This window comes from Marinobacter sp. M1C (assembly GCF_023314135.1).
Classification (GTDB): Bacteria; Pseudomonadota; Gammaproteobacteria; order Pseudomonadales; family Oleiphilaceae; genus Marinobacter.
The window spans coordinates 3,249,732-3,268,743 of record NZ_CP092289.1 but is presented as its reverse complement, the minus strand read 5'-3'; the positions used below and the strand labels follow the sequence as shown (position 1 = coordinate 3,268,743).

17 protein-coding genes and 1 pseudogene are annotated in these 19,012 nt (G+C 55.8%); 5 read left to right on the top strand and 13 right to left on the bottom strand.

The window, feature by feature from the left end:
- Positions 1–24: 24 nt before the first annotated feature.
- A complete protein-coding gene (locus MIH19_RS15315; protein WP_249005687.1) occupies positions 25–1,287 on the top strand; it encodes a D-amino acid dehydrogenase in 1,263 nt (420 codons plus the stop codon).
- Positions 1,288–1,293: 6 nt separating this feature from the next.
- Here MIH19_RS15315 and MIH19_RS15310 read toward each other — a convergent pair whose 3' ends face one another.
- From MIH19_RS15310 to MIH19_RS15275, 8 genes are all read right to left on the bottom strand, one after another.
- A complete protein-coding gene (locus MIH19_RS15310; protein WP_249005686.1) occupies positions 1,294–2,937 on the bottom strand; it encodes a fatty acid--CoA ligase in 1,644 nt (547 codons plus the stop codon).
- Between the two features lie 38 nt (positions 2,938–2,975).
- Complete coding sequence (locus MIH19_RS15305) at positions 2,976–3,257, bottom strand: pyrimidine/purine nucleoside phosphorylase (protein WP_249005685.1); 282 nt, start codon at positions 3,255–3,257, stop codon at positions 2,976–2,978.
- Positions 3,258–3,417: 160 nt separating this feature from the next.
- Positions 3,418–3,750 (bottom strand): Na+/H+ antiporter subunit G, encoded by a 333-nt coding sequence (locus MIH19_RS15300; protein ID WP_249005684.1) that lies wholly within the window; start codon positions 3,748–3,750, stop codon positions 3,418–3,420.
- A 51-nt stretch (positions 3,751–3,801) separates the two neighbouring features.
- Positions 3,802–4,071, bottom strand: a complete 270-nt coding sequence (locus tag MIH19_RS15295; protein ID WP_014872097.1) for a K+/H+ antiporter subunit F — start codon at positions 4,069–4,071, stop codon at positions 3,802–3,804.
- The gene (locus MIH19_RS15290) at positions 4,068–4,556 is read right to left on the bottom strand and encodes a Na+/H+ antiporter subunit E (RefSeq protein WP_249005683.1); all 489 of its coding nucleotides are present in this window, start codon (positions 4,554–4,556) and stop codon (positions 4,068–4,070) included. Before MIH19_RS15290 ends, MIH19_RS15295 begins: the two co-directional genes overlap by 4 nt.
- Entirely contained in the window at positions 4,556–6,073 is a 1,518-nt protein-coding gene (locus MIH19_RS15285; protein WP_249005682.1) for a monovalent cation/H+ antiporter subunit D, read from the bottom strand. Before MIH19_RS15285 ends, MIH19_RS15290 begins: the two co-directional genes overlap by 1 nt.
- The gene (locus MIH19_RS15280) at positions 6,070–6,438 is read right to left on the bottom strand and encodes a Na+/H+ antiporter subunit C (RefSeq protein WP_249005681.1); all 369 of its coding nucleotides are present in this window, start codon (positions 6,436–6,438) and stop codon (positions 6,070–6,072) included. Before MIH19_RS15280 ends, MIH19_RS15285 begins: the two co-directional genes overlap by 4 nt.
- Complete coding sequence (locus tag MIH19_RS15275; RefSeq protein WP_249005680.1) at positions 6,438–9,284, bottom strand: monovalent cation/H+ antiporter subunit A; 2,847 nt, start codon at positions 9,282–9,284, stop codon at positions 6,438–6,440. Before MIH19_RS15275 ends, MIH19_RS15280 begins: the two co-directional genes overlap by 1 nt.
- A gap of 288 nt (positions 9,285–9,572) precedes the next feature.
- Here MIH19_RS15275 and MIH19_RS15270 point away from each other — a divergent pair.
- The 3 genes and pseudogenes from MIH19_RS15270 to MIH19_RS15260 form a co-directional block, all read left to right on the top strand.
- A pseudogene (locus tag MIH19_RS15270) lies at positions 9,573–9,915 on the top strand (acyl-CoA dehydrogenase C-terminal domain-containing protein); the annotation flags it as partial.
- A gap of 106 nt (positions 9,916–10,021) precedes the next feature.
- On the top strand, positions 10,022–10,315 hold the full coding sequence (locus MIH19_RS15265) for a hypothetical protein (protein ID WP_249005679.1): 294 nt from the start codon (positions 10,022–10,024) through the stop codon (positions 10,313–10,315).
- Positions 10,316–10,562: 247 nt separating this feature from the next.
- On the top strand, positions 10,563–12,212 hold the full coding sequence (locus MIH19_RS15260; protein WP_283164060.1) for a methyl-accepting chemotaxis protein: 1,650 nt from the start codon (positions 10,563–10,565) through the stop codon (positions 12,210–12,212).
- A gap of 40 nt (positions 12,213–12,252) precedes the next feature.
- Here MIH19_RS15260 and MIH19_RS15255 read toward each other — a convergent pair whose 3' ends face one another.
- The 5 genes from MIH19_RS15255 to MIH19_RS15235 are packed head-to-tail and all read right to left on the bottom strand — an operon-like array spanning position 12,253 to position 18,558.
- The gene (locus MIH19_RS15255) at positions 12,253–13,572 is read right to left on the bottom strand and encodes an MFS transporter (protein WP_249005678.1); all 1,320 of its coding nucleotides are present in this window, start codon (positions 13,570–13,572) and stop codon (positions 12,253–12,255) included.
- A gap of 54 nt (positions 13,573–13,626) precedes the next feature.
- A complete protein-coding gene (locus MIH19_RS15250; RefSeq protein WP_249005677.1) occupies positions 13,627–14,730 on the bottom strand; it encodes a DUF1513 domain-containing protein in 1,104 nt (367 codons plus the stop codon).
- 6 nt (positions 14,731–14,736) lie between these two features.
- Positions 14,737–15,807 (bottom strand): imelysin family protein, encoded by a 1,071-nt coding sequence (locus MIH19_RS15245; protein WP_249005676.1) that lies wholly within the window; start codon positions 15,805–15,807, stop codon positions 14,737–14,739.
- A 9-nt stretch (positions 15,808–15,816) separates the two neighbouring features.
- Complete coding sequence (locus MIH19_RS15240) at positions 15,817–17,247, bottom strand: di-heme oxidoredictase family protein (RefSeq protein ID WP_249005675.1); 1,431 nt, start codon at positions 17,245–17,247, stop codon at positions 15,817–15,819.
- A gap of 6 nt (positions 17,248–17,253) precedes the next feature.
- Complete coding sequence (locus tag MIH19_RS15235) at positions 17,254–18,558, bottom strand: imelysin family protein (RefSeq protein WP_249005674.1); 1,305 nt, start codon at positions 18,556–18,558, stop codon at positions 17,254–17,256.
- Positions 18,559–18,774: 216 nt separating this feature from the next.
- Between MIH19_RS15235 and MIH19_RS15230 the strand changes: the two genes are divergently transcribed.
- The gene (locus MIH19_RS15230; RefSeq protein ID WP_249018600.1) at positions 18,775–18,912 is read left to right on the top strand and encodes a hypothetical protein; all 138 of its coding nucleotides are present in this window, start codon (positions 18,775–18,777) and stop codon (positions 18,910–18,912) included.
- The last annotated feature ends 100 nt before the right edge of the window (positions 18,913–19,012 follow it).

The window sequence follows — 19,012 nt, the reverse complement described above, 5'->3', positions numbered from 1 at the left end:
CACGAATAACCGACAGGAACGGGTATGCACGTAGTGGTTTTAGGCGCGGGTGTGGTTGGCGTTACCAGTGCCTGGTTTTTGCAGCGTCAGGGTTACCAAGTCACAGTGATAGATCGTCAGCCAGCAGCCGGGCTTGAAACCAGTTACGCTAACGGCGGCCAGATTTCAGTGTGCCATGCCGAGCCTTGGGCCAATCCGTCTACGCCGCTGAAGGTTCTGAAATGGCTGCACCGCAATGATGCTCCGCTGCTGTTCCGGCCACGACTGGATGCTGCCCAGTGGCGTTGGGCGCTGGCGTTTCTGGGCCAATGCACATCTGCACGGGCGGCCGACAATCTGCGTCAGATGGTCAACCTAGGCCTTTACAGCCGCAGCAAATTACAGGAACTGCGGGCCGAACTGGGTTTAGAGTACGACCATCTGACCCGTGGAATTCTGCACTTTTACACCAGCCAGAAAGAATTCGACAGCGCCCTGGAACCGGCGCGGCAGATGCGCGAACTGGGGTGTGACCGGCAAGTGGTGAGTGCAACGCGGGCAATCGAACTGGAGCCCGCTTTAGCGCCCTTGAAGCATCGCCTCGCAGGGGGCACCTACACCGAGGAAGACGAATCCGGTGATGCCCGCAAGTTTACCCAGGCCTTGGCAGAGCGCTGTAAACAAGCGGGTGTGGTGTTCAAACACAACACCCAAGTGGTTGGGTTTCAACGCGGTATCGGGCGTGTAGATGCGGTGGAAACCCTGTCCCAAGGCCATCACGATAGTTTGCGCGCAGACGCTTGGGTTCTTAGCCTGGGTAGCTTTAGTGCGCCACTGGCGCGGCAATTGGGACTGGCTTTGAATATTTATCCGGCCAAGGGCTATTCCATCACCGTGCCGGTGAAAAATCCTGAGGCCGCGTTCAACGTCAGCCTGACCGACGATGAGTACAAGCTGGTTTACTCACGTTTGGGGGATCGTATGCGCATTGCGGGTACGGCAGAGTTCAGCGGCTATTCCAGACGCCTGAATGTCACCCGCTGCCGGGCTGTGTTGCGCCGGGTGGCGGCTGTTATGCCCGAGGCGGGGCACTGGGAGCAGGCTGAGTACTGGAGCGGGTTGCGGCCAACAACGCCATCCAGCGTGCCCTACGTGGGTAAGAGCGCCATCAGTAATCTGTTTCTGAATACCGGTCACGGTACTTTGGGCTGGACCCATGCCTGCGGGTCAGCGGCCGCGCTGGCGGATATTATCGCCGGACGGCCGCCGCAGCTGGATTTTCGCTTCAGTGGCGTTTCAGTGACATAAGTCGCGCTAGCCTAACTGGTCGCGAATTTGCTTCTTGTTGATCTTGCCTACGCTGGTTTTTGGAATGTCGTCCACAAAGTCCATTTGCCGGGGGATCGCCCACTTGTTGATTTCGCCTTTATCCACATAGCGCTGTAAGTGCGCTTGAATATCTTCTTGTGTGGCATTCTGGCCGGGCTTTAGCGTGATCAATGCGTGTGGGCGCTCGCCCCATTTCTCATCGGCAACGCCGACAACCGCGGCGGCGGCTACCGCCGGGTGCTGGCTGATCAGGTTTTCCAGGTCCAGTGACGACAACCATTCACCCCCGGTTTTGATCACATCCTTGATGCGGTCTTTGATCATCAGGGTCTGATTCGGCTCCATACTGGCCACGTCGCCAGTGTGAAGCCAGCCATGTTGCCAGAGTTCTTCGCCTTTTTCCGGTTCTTTCAGATAGCTTTGCGTTAGCCAGGGCGAGCGCGCAACCACTTCGCCTTTGGCCTGACCGTCGTGGGCAACCGGTTTGCCATTGGTGTCCACAATTTCAACTTGAACCAACGGAATGGCGACACCGGTTTTTACTCGCAGCTCGGCCTGTTGCGCCAGCGGCCGTTCCAGATCTTCCGGTGTCAGGTGGGTGATGGTCAGAATCGGGCAGGTTTCCGACATGCCGTAGCCGGTGTACATGCGAATACCCAGCTCGGCTCCGGCCTCACACAACCCTTTGGTCAGGGCGCTACCGCCTATCAATACCTGCCAGTTACTCAGATCTGCGTCTTTGATGGACTCGGTGGCCAGCAGCATCTGCATAATGGTGGGCACGCAGTGGGAGAAGGTCACATTGTGGGTTTTGATCAGGTTCATCAGCAGTTCGGGTTCATAGCGCCCGGGGTATACCTGTTTAATGCCCATTAAGGTGGCAGCGTAGGGCACACCCCATGCGTGCACGTGAAACATGGGCGTCATCGGCATGTAAACAGAACTGGAGCGCAGCAGCGGCGCCTCGTCGAACATTGAAAGGGAGCCTACCATCGCCATGGTGTGCATCACCAACTGGCGATGGCTGAACATCACACCTTTAGGCTTGCCGGTCGTGCCAGTGGTGTAAAAGCAGGTGGCTACGCTGTTTTCGTCAAAATCCGGGAAATCAAAATGGCTGTCTTCCTGGGCCAGAAGCTGCTCGTATTCACCCAGCACCGCGACGCTGGCGGCTGCAGGCTGATCGTTATCGGTCAGCTGTATATAGTGTTTTACCGTCTCGATCTGGTCTTTGACAGCATCGAGTATGGGCAGGAAGTCGTCGTGTATCAGCACCACATCGTCTTCGGCGTGATTCATGGTGTATACGATCTGATCCGGTGACAGCCGCACGTTAACGGTGTGCAGAACGGCGCCAATCATCGGGATCGCAAAAAAGCACTCCAGATAGCGGGGCGTATCCCAGTCCATCACCGCAACGGTGTCGCCGGCTTTCACTCCGGCTTTGGTCAGGGCGTTAGCCAAGCGGCCGATACGGGCTTGTAATTCAGTGTAGGTGTAGCGGCTTTTGTTCGCGTAGATAATTTCCTGGGAGCCGGCGAAACGCGGCCCGGAAGCCAGTAATTGTTTGATCAGTAATGGGTACTGATAGGCGTTTTTTGCTGGAGTCAGCAAACGGGTCGAGGCCATGACAATATCCTTTTTGTTATTGGGGGAGGTAAGCCGCCTCAGCCGTAGATGCACAAATAGGCGGTATCGTATTCAACGGTAACCTGAAAGGTGGAATTGGGTGCAATCCCGAAGCATTCACCGGCACCATAGGTCATCCATGTTTCCAAACCTGGCAAGCACACCGACATCACACCGCTGACAATGGTCATGGTTTCTTTTTGCTGGGTGCTGAACTCGTATTCGCCAGGGCTTATTACGCCAATGGTGGCGGGTAATGCGTCTGACTGAAAGGCGATCGACTTTGCTTTGCCATCAAAATATTCATTTACCTTAAGCATAAACAGAACTCCGTGTCGGACTGTTTCAAACACCATTCTGCGTAATAGCTACGCACCTAATCTAGCGCACCCTCTAACTTAGCGCACCCTCTAACTCAGCGAATCATCTAACCTAGCGTACCGCCGCCGTTTTCGCAGGCACTCACATTCAAAGACAGTTTTATTGCTGCCAGGGATCGCCGCGGGTATTGCCCACTTTAGGTACGTTCATGTGCATTGCCGCTTTTGCCATCATATTGGCGCTTGGCGGTGCAGTCAGCAGCAAAAAGACCATGATAAGAATTTCCACGAAGCCTGTGCCCACGGGCTGGTTGGCGAACCAAATCATCGACGCTAACGCCATAGATCCCACACCCACGGTGGTGGCCTTGGTGGGCCCGTGCAGGCGGGTAAAAAAATCGGGCAAGATTGCAAGCCCGATGGCGCCCACCAATGTAAATGCTGCACCCAGCAACAACAGGGCTGCGATAACGAGTTCGATAAACAGGTTCATTATTGTGTCGTCTCCTTTGCAAAGCGCCTGGCGCCTCGCTCTGCACCCTTGTTATTCAATAACGCTGCCGCGTTTCAGGTATTTGGCCATAGCCACCGTGCTGACAAAACCCATGACTGCAATCAGCAACGCGGCCTCCAGATACATCCGGGTGTTCAATGTAATACCCAGAAGAATGATGAGCGCTATGGCGTTAATGGCCAGAGTATCTATGGCCAGAACCCGGTCTGGGGCATGTGGGCCAACGATCAGGCGATACACATTAAGCAACGCAGCAATCACCACTAAGACGATGGATATTTTCAACACAATCGCAATCATTGGAACATCTCCATCAACGGCTTTTCATAACGATTGTGAATGGCCTTAATTACTTCTTCTGCGGTTCGGGTGTCTAGCGCGTGAATCAGCAGATGCTTGTGATCATCACTGATATCGGCGGTCACTGTCCCCGGTGTCAGGGAAATGGTGCTGGCCAGAATAACGATAGCCTGTGGACAGTCAAGCTGCAGCGGGTAGCTGATAAACATCGGTTTTGGTCGGCGCGGGCTGATAATAAGCCAGGCCACTTCAAAGCTGGCAATTACGATGTCCCATAACACCAGCAGCAAATAACCCGGCAAACGCCAAGCCTTGAACACTGCCGGACGCTCAGGCCAGAAGCTTTGGGTGAGCTGCGGAATACCCCAGGCCAGTATTAAACCCAGAACCACGCTTCCACCGCTAACGCCATTGGCAAGCAACTGCCAGATGCTGAACAGCAGAAGGCTTAGCCAGGGTTGCGGGAAACTCAGGCGATCGAGCATTACGAACCCTCCTCAACCATTGGCGCTTGCAAAGTCTGGATATAACCGCGGGTGTCCAGCAACTGCACGGCAGTGGCGTTGGTATAGGCACTGATAGGCCCGGCCAGTGCCACCATTAACACACTCATACCAATCAGCGCGCCGGTAGAAATGGCCAGCAACGGCGTTACCGGAGTGCTGTTTTCAATTTTGCCTTCAATATTGCGCCAAAATACCACACTGCCGGCGCGGCTATAGGCAATCAGAGTGAAAAAACTGCCCGTGAGAATCGTACCCCAAAGCCACGCCATTTCCACGCCGCTGGTGGCGGATTGCAGAATCATCACCTTGCCAAAGAAACCGCTTAGGGGTGGTAAACCCGCAGCGGACACCGCGCCAAAGAAAAACAGCGAGCTAAGCAGGGTTCGATGACGAATCTGCGGCGCCATAACGATTTTGTCAGAAGCGGACCCGCGCTGGCTGCGCACCAGCTCAATCAGCAGAAACAAACCGCCCACTGTCCAGGTCGTGCTAAGCAAGTAGAACAGGGCCGCACCCAGGCCTTTTTGCGAGCCCAGCGCGATGGGGGCCAGTAGAGTGCCAACGGAAATGACCAGCTGCCAGGTCACTAGGGTGCGCAAGGTTTGTGCACCCATAGCGCCAATAACGCCCATAATAAGGGTGGCCAGCGCTAGCGGGAAAAGCCAGTTCATGCCCAGATTCGCCATCTCGCCGGCGTTGGCGCCAAACACCAGTGGGTAAACCCGGATAATCGCGTAGATACCGACTTTGGTCATGATGGCAAAAAATGCAGCGACCGGTGCGGTAGCGCTGGCATAGGCCCGCGGCAGCCAGAATGTCAGTGGCAACACCGCTGCTTTAAGGGCAAATACCACCAACAACAGCATGCCACCGGCTTCGACTAAAAAGCGTTGGTCGCCGCTGACCTGCGGCACTTTCACGGCCAGATCGGCCATATTCAAGGTGCCGGTAACGCTGTAAATCATGCCCACGCTGATCAGAAACAGCGACGAGCCCACCAGATTCAACACGACATAATGCAGCCCTGGGGTTGAGCGCGTGCTGCCACTGCCGTGCATCAACAGTCCGTAAGAGGCAATCAGCAGAATCTCAAACGCAACAAACAGGTTGAACAGGTCGCCGGTCAGAAAGGCGATATTCAGGCCCATTAGCTGGAACAGGAACAGGCTGTGGAACTGGCGCGTGCCTTCGTCGGCACCCCCGGTCGAGAACAGATGGCACAGCAGTGCCAGTGACGCCGTTAGAACCAACATCATGGCGGCCAAACGGTCTAGCACCATCACAATGCCGAAGGGTGGCTTCCAGTTGCCCATGGCGTAGACACGGTAGGTGTCGTCGCCGGCCAAATTTAGCAGAACAATGGCGGCGGCCAAGGTCAGAACCGAGGTAATAATGGCCAACACCCGCCGCAGCGGCATGGGCGCGTAGCCCACAAATATTTGCAGAATAGCGCCCAGTAGCGGGATCAGAATCGGGGCAAGCAGCCAGTGGGTCATAGGGGCCGGCCTTCCCGCACATGCTTGGACGCCGGCGTACGCTTTTTCGGATCGCCGTCTACGTGATCATTACCGTGGTCGGCCAGGTTGCGAAGTGACAACACCACCACGAATGCGGTCATGGCGAAGCCGATAACAATCGCGGTCAACACCAGCGCCTGGGGCAATGGGTCTGCGTACTGGGCAGCGGTGCCCAGAACCGGCTGGCTGCCGGTGGCCAGGCGCCCGCTGGCGAACAGGAACAGATTCACCCCGTACGATAGCATGGTCAGGCCCAGCACCACCGGAAACGTGCGAGCGCGCAGTAACAGATACACTCCGCCGGCTGTGAGCGCACCAATGGCCAGTGCGAATACAAGTTCCATTATTCGGTCTCTCTTTGAGTCGGGGTAATAGTGTCAGCGCCGTGACTCGACTCGCTGTCGATAGCGCGGATAGCGGAATGGGGGTTGATGCGGCCAATACTGACCAGCATCATTAGCGTGGCACCCACTACTGCCAGGTACACACCCAGATCGAACATCAGCGCCGAGGCTAGCTCGAACTTGCCCACCACCGGCCAAGTGATATAGCCAAACGTGGAGGTTAGGAACGGATAACCAAACGCCAGACTGCCGGCGCCGGTAATAACGGCAAATAGCAGACCTAATGCAATCACATTGTGATAGCGCACGGCTATGCGGTCCTGAGTCCAGGAAAAGCCACTGGCGATATACTGCAGAATCAGCGCAATGGCGGTTATCAAACCGGCAATAAAGCCGCCGCCTGGCAGGTTGTGGCCTCGCAGGAATATAAACGCCGACACCATCAATGCCAACGGCAGCATCGGCCGGGCAATTTGCTTCAGCATGGTTGGATGTCGGTCACGGGTCCAGGTGTGGCCGAACCCATCGCCCGGAGGCGGCGTAAGTGATGTGTTTTTGAGCATTGCAAAAATACCCAATGCTGCAATCGCCAGCACCGAAATTTCACCCAAGGTGTCAAAGCCGCGGAAATCCACCAAAATCACGTTGACTACGTTGGTGCCGCCACCACCGGTTTTGCTGTTTGCCAGAAAGAACTCGGAAATCGAACTGAACGGCTGGGTCAGAATGGCCAGGGTAATGATGGTCATGCCGCTGCCGGCTAACAAGGCTATCCCCATGTCACGGAAGCGGCGGCCACGGCTGCTCTCAATCGGAGTCCATGAGGGCATGTAATAGAGCGCCAGCATTAACAGCACGACGGTGACCACTTCCACAGAAAGTTGGGTCATGGTCAGATCTGGCGCCGAGAAACGCACAAAGGTGAGCGCGGTTAACAACCCGACTACGCTGATCAGTACCAGCGCAAAGAAGCGTTCACGGTGCATGGCTGCAGTTGCCAGGGCGCAGGCAGTCAGAACGGCACCCAAGGTTGCCGTAGGCCAGTCCACCGGGGTTAACCCGTTGCTGCCAATAAAAAAGCCCATTTTGATGATCGGTAAAAACGCCACGGCCAGAGCGCTGACAATCAGCAGCATAACGTAGCGCTGCAGCGAGCCGTTCTCGGTGGCAGCAGTGAGCTGGTTGGCTCTCAGGCTCAGGCTGAATACCATTTTTTCGAAGATCGCTTTTTCGTCGATCTCGCGGAAGCGGTCGTGAAAGGCAAAGAAACGCTTGCGCTGGCTGTACATCAGCAAACCGCCAAAGAACGCTAAAAAGCTCATAAATAGCGGCAGATTGAAGCCGTGCAGTACCGCCAGACGATAGTCCGGTGCCGGAACGCCCAAGGTTGCTGAGGATGCGGCGTAAAGCAGCGGGCCTACGGATATGGTCGGAAACATACCCACCATCAGGCAAGCGAACACCAATATTTCCACAGGGATTTTCATATAGCGCGGCGGTTCATGGGGCGGGTAAATGGGCAAATTTATCGGCTTGCCGTTAAAAAACACGTCGTGAATAAACCGGGCGGAATAAGCAACCGCGAAAATGCCGGCCAGGGTAGCCACAATCGGCGGCAACCAGGCCCAGTAACCGGGCAGGTTAAGTGCCAGAGACTCGGCGAAGAACATTTCCTTACTGAGAAACCCGTTCAGCAGCGGTACACCGGCCATAGAGGCCGCTGCCACCATCGCTAGGGTGGCGGTATGGGGCATGAACCGCCAAAGCCCGTTAATGCGGCGCATGTCGCGGGTGCCGGTTTCGTGGTCAATAATGCCGGCCGCCATGAACAGCGATGCCTTAAACGTGGCGTGGTTAATGACGTGAAACAGGGCCGCAACCGTGGCAAGTTCTGTACCCATGCCGAGCAACAGAACAATCAATCCCAGATGGCTAATAGTGGAGTTCGCCAGCAAGCCTTTTAGGTCGTGTTTGAACATGGCGATGTAAGCGCCCAACAGCAGCGTTACCATGCCAGTAAAACTGACCATGTAAAACCATTGTTCAGTGCCTGCCAGCGCCGGATACAGCCGTGCCAGAAGGAATATTCCGGCTTTTACCATCGTGGCTGAGTGCAGGTAGGCCGATACCGGAGTAGGCGCCTGCATGGCGTGGGGCAACCAGAAATGGAACGGGAACTGGGCCGATTTTGTAAATGCGCCGAGTAGCACCAAAGTGAGCGCAACCGGATAAAGCGCGTGTGCTTTGATGATGGGCCCTGCGGCCAGCACATCGTCCAACTCGTAGCTGCCGACAATCTGACCGATTATGAGAACACCTGCTAACAGGGCCAGGCCGCCGCCGCCGGTAACCGTCAACGCCATACGGGCACCGCGCCGCGCGCCTTTTTTGTGGGTCCAGAAACTGATCAGTAAAAATGACACCAAGCTGGTGACTTCCCAAAAAATCATCATCAGCAACAAATTGCTGGAAAGCACAATGCCAAGCATTGATCCCTTGAAACACAGCAGCAGGCCGTAAAATTTGCCAATGTTTTCTTCAGGTTTCAAGTAGTAGCGGGCGTAAAGAATGATCAGGATACCAATCACCAGAATCAGCAGCGCGAACAGCAGCGACAGGCCATCCAGGCGGAAACTCAGCGACAGCCCGATCGCAGGTAGCCATTCGTAGGTGTGCAAAACAACACCGCCGTCTGCCAGTGTCTGCCAGTGGGGAAATAACGCGGCGAGAGCAACAAACGCCGGAACGGTTGACGCAATAGCGATGGCTGTGCGCCCGCCCTGCGCGAACAGGGGCGCGGCCATAGCCCCTAAGAAGGGAAGCAAAACAACCAGGAGGAGCGACATCGCAATCTCAATTATAGGTGTAATACAGAACCGGATGTTACCAGCGATCCATCACAAGTGGGCTGACACCCGTTAACTATGAGCTGCTCAATGTCTTGGAGGGTCTGGAAAATAGGGAAGTTTGCCGCGATAGCGGGCGATGTCGGCCATGCAAAGTAGATCTGATGTGAGCCAGCAGCTGAAAGACCTCTCCGTCATGGTTACTCCGTATAAAAAGTATGAAAAAGAATGATACTTGCCGCAGTCTGAAGGTCAAGTAACTTGTGCCTTGGCGCCATAATTGCGTTCATGTCACTCAGCGAAACTCTGCAACAGGCGGTGAAAGTCACCCAAAGCCTGGGTAAAATGCTGATGGCCGGTGAAACCGAGCAGGCTCTGGCCAACGCGTCTTGCTATTTGCACCTTTTCGGTCGCATCTGTGGGGCTTGGATGTGGCTGCGCCAGGCCAATGCTGCCGCGATAGGATTGAACGATGCCAGCAACGATCGTGAACGCTGTTTTTATGAGGGTAAATTGCAGGCCGCACCGTACTTTTTTCATTGGGAGTTACCCACCGTTGCTCAGGATCTGGTGCTACTGCGCAACATGGATGACACCTGCCTGGCAATGAATGAAAGCGGAGTGGTTCTGACACCTTGCACGATTAACCAAAGGGTAACCCGTGTGTAATTGTGTTTTCGCTGGGTCGCAGCGTAATCTTGGCGCTGGTTTCAATGACGATCAATGGAGGTTTTTTTATGAAAAAATTTACAATTAGCGCATTGGCATTGGTGATGACTCTGGGCTTGGCGGGCTGCAGTTCCGATGATGACGAGATGGTAGATTTGGACAAGGCTGGCGACAACATCAGCAACATGGCTGATGATGCCGGCGATGCCGTTGAGGAAAGCTATGAAGACGTTACCGGGCAGAACGATAGCGCTTCGGACAAAACTAAAGACGCCGCCGGAGATGCTGGTGAAGAAGTCGGTGAGGCCGCAGAAGAGGCCGGCGACGCTGCGGAAGGCGCTATGGACGACGCTACTCAGTAAGCATCGGCACAGATCAAAAAACCGGAGCCATTGCTCCGGTTTTTTTGTGTTGCATATTTGGCCAGATCACGCACTTCAGAAATACCCATTGCAGTCGTAAAATAAGTAACCGCAAGCGTTCTTTACCAAAGTAGCAAGGCCTGGCGGTGTCTTTTTCGGTAAGCTGTGGGCGACTTTGGTGACAGATTGCGGATTGCGCGCTGCGCGCTGCGCCCGACAACGAACAATGATAAAACGGGGTAATCAGATGTTGTTTGTAGACAAGGCAACGAAAGGCTGGGGCTTGGTAATGGTGCTAGCTACGCTGGCCGGTGGCGCTTTGGTTGCGGCCGTTACCGCGATTGACCTGGTTTCCGTGTTGACCGGTTTGGCGGTTGGTCTGGGGGTGGCCGGTTTTTTTATTGCCTGGCGGGTTCTCGCGCCGGCAGAGCGCAGTCTTATTCATCTCAGCCAGGGCCAGTTAGCGCCGGGACACCCGTTTGCAAGTTTGTGCGCGCAGCTGCTCAGCGATGCTAAAGCCGGCCGCGCACTGCTGGAAAATCTTCGCCACAGTGCCAATACCAACGCCATCTCTGCCGCAGAAGTATCTTACGCTGCCGATCAGCTCAAACTGCGGCTGGACCGCCAGGTGAAGGAAACCGCCAGGCTTGCCGAATTCGCCGGCGAAATAACTGGCGCCACCCAGGCATCGACTTTGCAGGCCAATGATGCCGCTGCCCTTGCACAGCAGGCCAGTTCCGCCAGCCAAGAAGGCCGCCAGGCGCTGGTTCAGGTGATTGCGCGTATCCGAAATGTGCATCGTCAGTCTGATGATAACTTATTACGTATTCAGCAGCTTAACGAAAAGTCTAATCGTATTCAGGGGGTCACTAGCACGATTCAGGGCATTGCTGAGCAAACCAATCTGTTGGCTTTGAACGCGGCCATTGAAGCGGCTCGGGCTGGCGATCAGGGGCGAGGGTTTGCCGTTGTTGCCGACGAGGTAAGACAGCTGGCACGTCGCACTGCAGAGGCCACGGCCGATGTTGCCACCACACTGGGAGAAATTCGCGAGGACACTGCCCAGATTGTCACCGGTATAGAAGCTTTAACGGTCAGTATCGAGCAGGGTGTGGTGTCGGTGGAATTGGTGGGCACGCAACTGGACGGTATTCGCGAGCAGTCTGACCAGCTCCAGCAACAGGTCTCGCAGATTGCCAGTATTGATCGGGATAACGAACACAATCTGCAGCAGATATTCACAGTGATTGAAACGGTGCGCGATGACATCACCGAGAGCGATGTCAATGTGGCTTCGTTGGCACAGCAGGCCACCCGCCTTATGGAAATTGCTGAAACCACGAACGCGGTATTTGCGTTAAACAGCGACACCAGTTACCACCACCCATTTTTCCAGCACGCCAGCGTTGGTGCGGCGCAAGTTGCCAATGTTTTTGCACAAGCTTTACGTGACAATAAACTCAGCGCCGCAGCCCTGTTCGATCGCAATCGCCAGCCTGTGGACAATACCAGCCCACCGAAATACACCTGCGAATATGACCGCTTCACGGATCAGGCCCTGCCTGTTATTCAGGAGGCGATAAAGGGCGCCAACGCGCAGATTGTGTACGCGATTACCACGGCGCCGGATGGCTACGTGCCTACTCACAATCGCGAGTTCGCCCACGCTTCTACCGGCAATGCCGCCACCGATTTGGCGCGTAGCCGCAGTAAGCGGTTGTTCAATGATCGCACGGGCATTCGCTGCGGCAGCCATACCCAGGAAATGCTGCTGCAAACGTATCGCCGCGACACCGGTGAAATTATGCACGACCTGTCAGTGCCCATTTACATCGACGGCAAACATTGGGGTGGGTTCCGTATTGGTTACCACCCTCAAAGCAGTTCAAAGCATTAGCAAAGCCGTTGAAATGGCTAGCGCGACCGGCGCTCGCCGCTCAGGGGTTATCGTCGCCGGTCACTTCACTCAGGCCCATGGCGCTGAACGCACCGGCCAGGCCCATGAGCCCCAGCACCAGAATAACCGCAATATTCGAAAAGGTTGAGATTAGCGCCGTCAGGGCCCCGGTTGCCAGCAGTAAAACACCGATAACGGTATTGCTGACAGCGGTGTAGTCCGTGCGTTTGTTGCCCCCCGCCATATCCACCAGATAGGTTTTTCGGCCAAGCCTTACGCCGGCGTGGGCGATGCTGAGCACAAAAAAAGCGCCTGGATAGAACCACACACCGCCCACTGAGTTCCCCATAACCAGAGCAGTGCCCGCAACACTCAGGCACACAATGCTGGCCATCAGCGCGCCGTGAATGATGACTTTACGGCTAGACGTATCGGCGGCCCAACCCCAGAAACTGGCGCTCAATGAACTTGCCAGGCTGCTGGCCATCAGGAAAACTCCCAATGCCCAGCCGGATTCGTTTTGTTGTTGAGCCAAGACCACGAAATACGGCGAGGCAAGGGCAGAACACAGCAACAAGGCACGGGTAATCACAAAATGACGGAACGGCTTGTCGGTTTTTAGTAGCGACAGGCTGGAAATGGCATCGTTAATGGCGTTGCCGCCACCGCCGGTTTCACCGGGGTACTCGTCAACGCCGGCAAATAGCGCTCCGGCTATGAGCCACAGGCTGGCAGCCAGCAACAACAGCAAGCTATAAAAGGCCATGCCTGGGTCGCCCCGATCCCAGAACAACAGAGCGGTAAGGGCAACGGTGGCTGTGCCGCCGATGGTGGAAGCCAGGCCAGACAAGCGGCCACGACGGGTTTTTGGAATGCATTTGCCCTGAACGTCCTTCATCGACACCGAGCAGAAACCACGGGAGAGCGAGAACAGGATAAGCGCGGCAATCAGGCCGTAGCCGGCGCTGTAGCCGTCCAGAAACCACACGCTGGCGGCCATGGCGGCCACACTCAGGGCCTGGCCCAGGCTGCCCAGTGTCCAGAACCATTTGCGTACCGGTTTACGCCGCACCCAGGCGGCTATCACCATTTGTGGAACCATGGAGCCGGATTCACGAATGGGTACCAACCAGGCCACTAAGGCCGGTGCGCCAACCGCGCTCATCAACCAGGCCAGCACCGTTTTTGGACTGATCAGCAAATCGCCCAGTTTGGTGAGCACGTTAGCGGCCAGAATCAGGAAAAAGTTACGCGGTACTTCGCGGCAGGCTGAATCAGGAATGTCTTTACAGACCCGTGTGTCTTCCTCGTTGGCGATCAGGCCATAGAGTCGGTCTAGACGTGTTTTGGACGTTGGCACACCGGCATTCCCTGTGAAAAGTGAATGCCCAGCATACCAGTCGCTACGGATGGGCTAAACCAGATGGTTGTCCCAATGCAGGGGCAGGGTGGCCAATTCCAATGCCGGGGCGTTTATGCCCATGCGAATCAGCTTGCCGTGGCCGGTGGTCACCAAAAAATCGCCGCCGTCCAGGGCCTCCACTCCTGCGCCATCCGTTATCGCTTCGTTGCGAAGTATTCGCCCTGTTGCGCCCTCAAATATCAGAGCGCGGCCGCCGCGGGGCGCGGTGACTGCCACCAGGTCGCTTTGCGGGTGCGCAGACACGCTGGAAATGTAGTTTGCTAATTGCGGTTGGACATCGTCGGTAAACTCGACTTCGTCGAAGCGGCCATTGCGGTACCTGGCGATCAAGGACGGTGTGTGATCATTCGGTCCCTGGTACTGATAGCCCGCATAAATGTGGCCTTGTGGCGTTACGTCCAGATGGCGACAGCTGAGTTGATGTTGTGACGGGCTGAAGCGCGCTCGAATCTCGCCGCTGGTGCGGTCCATCATCATCAGCGCGGGCGCCATGGACTCGAGATTCATCTTGATGCGGTCGTAATCCGGGTGGGTTTTTATGCCACCTAGAGCGATAACCAGGGTTTGACTATCAGGGTGCAGGCGCAGTTCGTGGGGGCCTATACCCTTCAGATCGAGCGTGTTGACACGCGCATAGCTGGCTTGGGCGTCATACACCGCAATAATGCCGTCTCCGTGCTGATAGCGACTGGCCGTTGCGTATAAATAGCGACCATCGGTTGAGAACACGCCATGGCCGTAAAAATGCTCGCCGTCATTGGCTTTTATGTGCGCCAGGCGCTCGCCGCTGCGGCTGTCAAACACGTGAAACCACCAGCCGGGCCGGCGCTCGAAAATCAGTACCTGTGCACTGTTCGGGCGGAAGCAGCCACCGTGGCAGCGGGCTTCAACAAGGGTTTGCCAGCGTTGTGTGCCATCGCTGTTCAGGCTTTGTACGGCATAGCGCCCATCGTTACGCTTGCTGGCGCCCACGTATTCGCGTTTTTTCAGCGAGTTGGCTTTTGCCGGCAACAGCGAACAACCTGTTAAGCTCAGGCCGGTTGCGCCAATGGCGCCACCCAATGACGCGAGGAAATGTCTGCGATTTAAGCTCATAATGGCTCAGTCACCATCACTGGAATTAAAGCCGCGAATCACCCCAAGACTGGCGGCGGCTTCGCCGTTGACCAGCGTGGCCAGCTGCGAGAGGTCAACATACAGGCCCTGAAGGCTGCGGTAGGCGTTATCGTCTTCTAGCAATGGCTCCAACGCAAGGTCCATAGCCGGGAAGTGCTCCTGTACTTCGCCAAACTGTTTGTGGATGCGCTCCGCCAGATCGCTATTGCCTTGGGCGGTTAACAGCTTTTCCAGACCGGGCAGGAAGAATTTTTGCAAGCCGTCAACGCTGGCACCAATGCTCGCCAGACTGCTGCCACTGCGCCACGCGTCGGCGGCGTAAACGGAGCGTTTGCCATTACCGCGCAAACCCATGGGGGTTGCCAGCCGGCGTTCTTCGGCCACTTCCAGTGCGGTCATGGCGGCGCGAATGGTGGCGTGGGTGTAATTGCCGGTCGCCAGATAACGGGGTTCAAACTCGCTCCAATCTGAGACCAACTGCTGGCTGTTATCGACAACATGAGATGCCACTTGAGTCAGAAGCTGACAGCTTGTCTTGGTTGGTAGAGCGTGATCACCAGTATTGAAGCGGGTGTCAAACAGCAGGTATTCCAGCATGGGGAAGCCCTGAACCGCCACACCGGCCTGGCCAACGGTTTCGGCACTGACGGTTGCGTCATCTTTCAGCAGCAGATCAGCTTTGCGGGCGATCAGGTTTTTCGGGTCCGGCCAGAACTGGAACTGCCAGGCGCGGTTATTGGTTTCAATGGGCCCGAAGTCCACAAACCGCACCTGCTGCCAGGCTCCAAACGCCTGTTTCCAAGCATTTTCAACGGTGTTGCGACCTTCCGTTGAGGGCTGCTGGCAATAAGCCTCTGCCTGCTGCAGCAGGGTTTTACTATCGCTTGCCAAAGCTTGATAGCCGCGGCCGATATCCTGATGCCAGTCTACGCGTGTCTGCTGTTCAACAGCGGTTCCGGATTCCGCAGAAGCAGCCATTGCAAGGCCTGGCAGTGCCAGCGTTGGCATCAACAGGACAAGTGCGGTGGCGCGGAAATAGCGGGTAAATCGCAGCATAAAACGTCCTTACAGTGAGTTTAGAAATTCAACCAGCGCCTGGCGCTGCTGTGCGTCCATCTGACGATAACGGTCGCTGGCGGGTTGGGCTTCGCCACCGTGCCAAAGAATCGCTTCTTCCAGCGTACGAGCCCTGCCATCGTGTAAAAATCCGGCTAGAGGGTTTACCTGCTGAGCCATGCCAATGCCCCAAAGAGGAGCCGTACGCCATTCATTGCCGTTGGCCAAAAACTCGTCGCGACCGTCGGCCAGCGCTGGTCCCATGTCGTGCAGCAGCAGATCGCTGTAAGGCCAGATGGTCTGGTTGCTCAGGTCAGGGCGTTGCGGATCAACACCGGTCACGTGTGTGGGTGTATGGCAGGCAGCACAGCCGGTTTCATTAAACAGCATGGCGCCTTGCTGAACGATGGCGCTATCCATATCGCGGCGGGCAGGAATCGCCAGGCTTTTAGAGTAAAAGGTCACAAAATCGGCAATTTTATCCGTCACCTCCGGTTCGCCGCCATTGGCCCAGTCGCCGCAGTTCTGGCTTGGCGTGCAGTCGGTGGCGGTTTTCAGGGATGAGGTAAGGCCCATGTCACCGGCGAAGGCGCCCATGCTTTGCTGGTGCACATCGGGCTCTGCAGCTTTCCAGCCAAAGCGCCCGGAAACGGTCTGGCCGCTGGCGATGTCCCACACCTGGTTAACCTTACCGCTGATGCCGTCATTGTTGGCATCATTGGGGTCGGCCAGGGCTGCCACCGTTTCGGAGGGAATGGCTTCCAGCAGCCCCATGCCAATCATCGGTGGTGCCACCCGCGGTGACATCAACAGGTCATCTCCCAGAGGTCCGTAGTTCGGATTTTCTATCGTGTACACGGGCTCGCGTAAGTCTACCCCGGTACCGTCAGCAAGCACGTCAACGCGACTGGTCCAGCTTAAAATCATGTCGGCTTCTGGCTTGGCGCCGGGCAGGGCAGATGTCTGCAACTGTGCTCCGTAGACCGGGTGGGGTTTGAACCCGTTGGTGCGTAAAATATCGGCGTCTTCGACAGGGTCATGAGGTACAGCAAGGCGAAGAAACAAAGAAACTGACGGCGTATCAACCGCCGGTGGGTGGCCGCGCCCGTCTTTCACGTGGCAGCCCTGGCAAGTATTGGTATTGAGCAGCGGCCCAAGGCCGTCGCGGGCCTGGGTGCTGGCAGGCGCTTCTACCCAAGGGTTGCGGAAAAAACTATTACCAACGCTGAAGTCGAGCCGTTTGGTCATCGACAGGTTGCCCTGCGGCAGGGAAAACGCATTGTTATCAGATTGGTTTACGGTGCCATCGCCACCCGTCATCGGGTTAGTTTGCAGGGCGTATCCGGCGTGTTCGCTGGAACCGTCGGCACTGGTTGCTGCATTGGCGAACAGGGAGGCACTGGCAAAAGCCAGTGCTCCGGTTAAGAAAAGTGTTTTCATTTTGCCTCAGAATGCTTGGCCGGCGTCGTCCGGCGAGAGGGTTTGGATTCCCAGTTCGCGGGCAGCCTCTTCAATAGAACCGGTTTGAACAACCAATGCCATGATAGCGTCGTTAACAATTTTCGCGCCTTCATCGTTACTGGGTGCAATCATCATATCGAACGCCATAGGGGCCTCTGACGATTCGGCTTTGGCTTTCATAATGGTCAGCGCCTGCATGGTTTCGTCCAGCTGTTTATTCAGTTCGGCGTTTAGCTGGGGATTGGTTTGCTCAACCAGATCAGCCAAGGACGGGCCGGTGACCACGGAATTGTCTATTCTGCGGTAACTTCCTGTGTAAACATTTTGAATGCCCTGGCCGTTGTAATAGTTAGAGTTGTGAGTGTTATCACTGAAACAGTCGTGTTCGTCCTCAAAGGAGTTGGCCTCTAATGCGACCTTCATGCGCTGGCCGGCCAGTTCGCCCAACGACAGCGACCCCATTCCAAACAACATCTTTTGAACGCCTTCCCCGGCATCGGCAGCCGTCAGCTGAGCGCGATAGTTATCGGCGGAGCCTTGGGCCCACTGTGCGGTCATCCATTCTAAGTCTTCAACCAAGAGGTCGGTCACGGCGTCCAGGTATTGGCCACGGCGGTCGCAGTTGCCATTGGTGCAATCTTTACCTTGCTGATAGTCGCTGACTGGCCGTTCGCCATTACCTGCGTCGAAGCCGTTCAAATCCTGGCCCCACAGCAGAAACTCAATGGCGTGATAGCCAGACGCAACGTTGGCTTCGGAACCGCCGATTTCGTTCAGGTCGGCCAGCAATTCAGCCGTCAGCGTGCTTACGTCCAGCTGTTCGCCACCCACGTTAATACTGGTGCTGGCGATAATATTAGCGGTTGCGCCAGCGTTGCCCAGCTCGTACTGGTAACCATCGGATTTGACGTAGTCGATCATGCCTTCGTCCAGCGGCCAAGCATTTACTTGGCCTTCCCAGTCGTCTACCAGAGTGTTACCAAAGCGGAAAACTTCGCTTTGCTGGTAAGGAACGCGTGCTGCGTACCAAGCTTTTTTAGCGGCATTCAGGCTGGCGTCGGTCGGGTCCGCAATCAGACGGTCAACCGCCGCGTTTAACGCGCGTGAGGTGATTAACGCATCTTCAAAGGTGGCGTGGGCAACGTCTGCATAATGAGCAACCACTGCGCTGCGGCTAACAGTCTGATCAGCAGGCTGGTTTTTTGCAACGGCACCGTTGGCGTTGAAGCCGACCACAAGCAAAGCAGAAACGGCAATCGCCAACGTCCCTGGGCGGAATGGAAAGGGCATAATAAACTCCAAAAATAGTTGTTTGTAATGATACCGGTTAGCGTTTGCATTATGAAGTACCGCAATGCGAATGCGCAAACTGTAATTGATCTCGATCAAAAATAACAATGAGAATGATTTGCAATCACTATCAAGGCTGTTACATTGACGTCAAGCAAGCGCCTGATAAGACTCTGGTGCGCGCCGTGTCAATCAAACACCGCGGAGAATCGGATCATGAGCAGCTCAGTTATCCAGCTTGCAGGAACGTCCGCCAGCATTTTTACGGCCTGGCAAGAAATTAAAAAGGGTTCCTTTGCCGCGTCAGAAGCGGTTAAATCTGCGGGTTCAAAACGCAGTACCGAGCGCCGGTAAACCGGCAATAATCAATAAGCACAATGGCTGCTGATGTCTTCTTACAGACCCGTGTGGCCGTGTTGAATTGTATTCACCGGTGATGCGCTTGCACACGTTG

Excerpts from the sequence above, each read along its gene's own strand:
- MIH19_RS15315 (WP_249005687.1), top strand. The coding sequence starts at position 25 with ATGCACGTAGTGGTTTTAGGCGCGGGTGTGGTTGGCGTTACCAGTGCC.
- MIH19_RS15310 (WP_249005686.1), bottom strand. The coding sequence starts at position 2,937 with ATGGCCTCGACCCGTTTGCTGACTCCAGCAAAAAACGCCTATCAGTAC.
- MIH19_RS15305 (WP_249005685.1), bottom strand. The coding sequence starts at position 3,257 with ATGCTTAAGGTAAATGAATATTTTGATGGCAAAGCAAAGTCGATCGCC.
- MIH19_RS15300 (WP_249005684.1), bottom strand. The coding sequence starts at position 3,750 with ATGAACCTGTTTATCGAACTCGTTATCGCAGCCCTGTTGTTGCTGGGT.
- MIH19_RS15295 (WP_014872097.1), bottom strand. The coding sequence starts at position 4,071 with ATGATTGCGATTGTGTTGAAAATATCCATCGTCTTAGTGGTGATTGCT.
- MIH19_RS15290 (WP_249005683.1), bottom strand. The coding sequence starts at position 4,556 with ATGCTCGATCGCCTGAGTTTCCCGCAACCCTGGCTAAGCCTTCTGCTG.
- MIH19_RS15285 (WP_249005682.1), bottom strand. The coding sequence starts at position 6,073 with ATGACCCACTGGCTGCTTGCCCCGATTCTGATCCCGCTACTGGGCGCT.
- MIH19_RS15280 (WP_249005681.1), bottom strand. The coding sequence starts at position 6,438 with ATGGAACTTGTATTCGCACTGGCCATTGGTGCGCTCACAGCCGGCGGA.
- MIH19_RS15275 (WP_249005680.1), bottom strand. The coding sequence starts at position 9,284 with ATGTCGCTCCTCCTGGTTGTTTTGCTTCCCTTCTTAGGGGCTATGGCC.
- MIH19_RS15265 (WP_249005679.1), top strand. The coding sequence starts at position 10,022 with ATGAAAAAATTTACAATTAGCGCATTGGCATTGGTGATGACTCTGGGC.
- MIH19_RS15260 (WP_283164060.1), top strand. The coding sequence starts at position 10,563 with ATGTTGTTTGTAGACAAGGCAACGAAAGGCTGGGGCTTGGTAATGGTG.
- MIH19_RS15250 (WP_249005677.1), bottom strand. The coding sequence starts at position 14,730 with ATGAGCTTAAATCGCAGACATTTCCTCGCGTCATTGGGTGGCGCCATT.
- MIH19_RS15245 (WP_249005676.1), bottom strand. The coding sequence starts at position 15,807 with ATGCTGCGATTTACCCGCTATTTCCGCGCCACCGCACTTGTCCTGTTG.
- MIH19_RS15240 (WP_249005675.1), bottom strand. The coding sequence starts at position 17,247 with ATGAAAACACTTTTCTTAACCGGAGCACTGGCTTTTGCCAGTGCCTCC.
- MIH19_RS15235 (WP_249005674.1), bottom strand. The coding sequence starts at position 18,558 with ATGCCCTTTCCATTCCGCCCAGGGACGTTGGCGATTGCCGTTTCTGCT.
- MIH19_RS15230 (WP_249018600.1), top strand. The coding sequence starts at position 18,775 with ATGAGCAGCTCAGTTATCCAGCTTGCAGGAACGTCCGCCAGCATTTTT.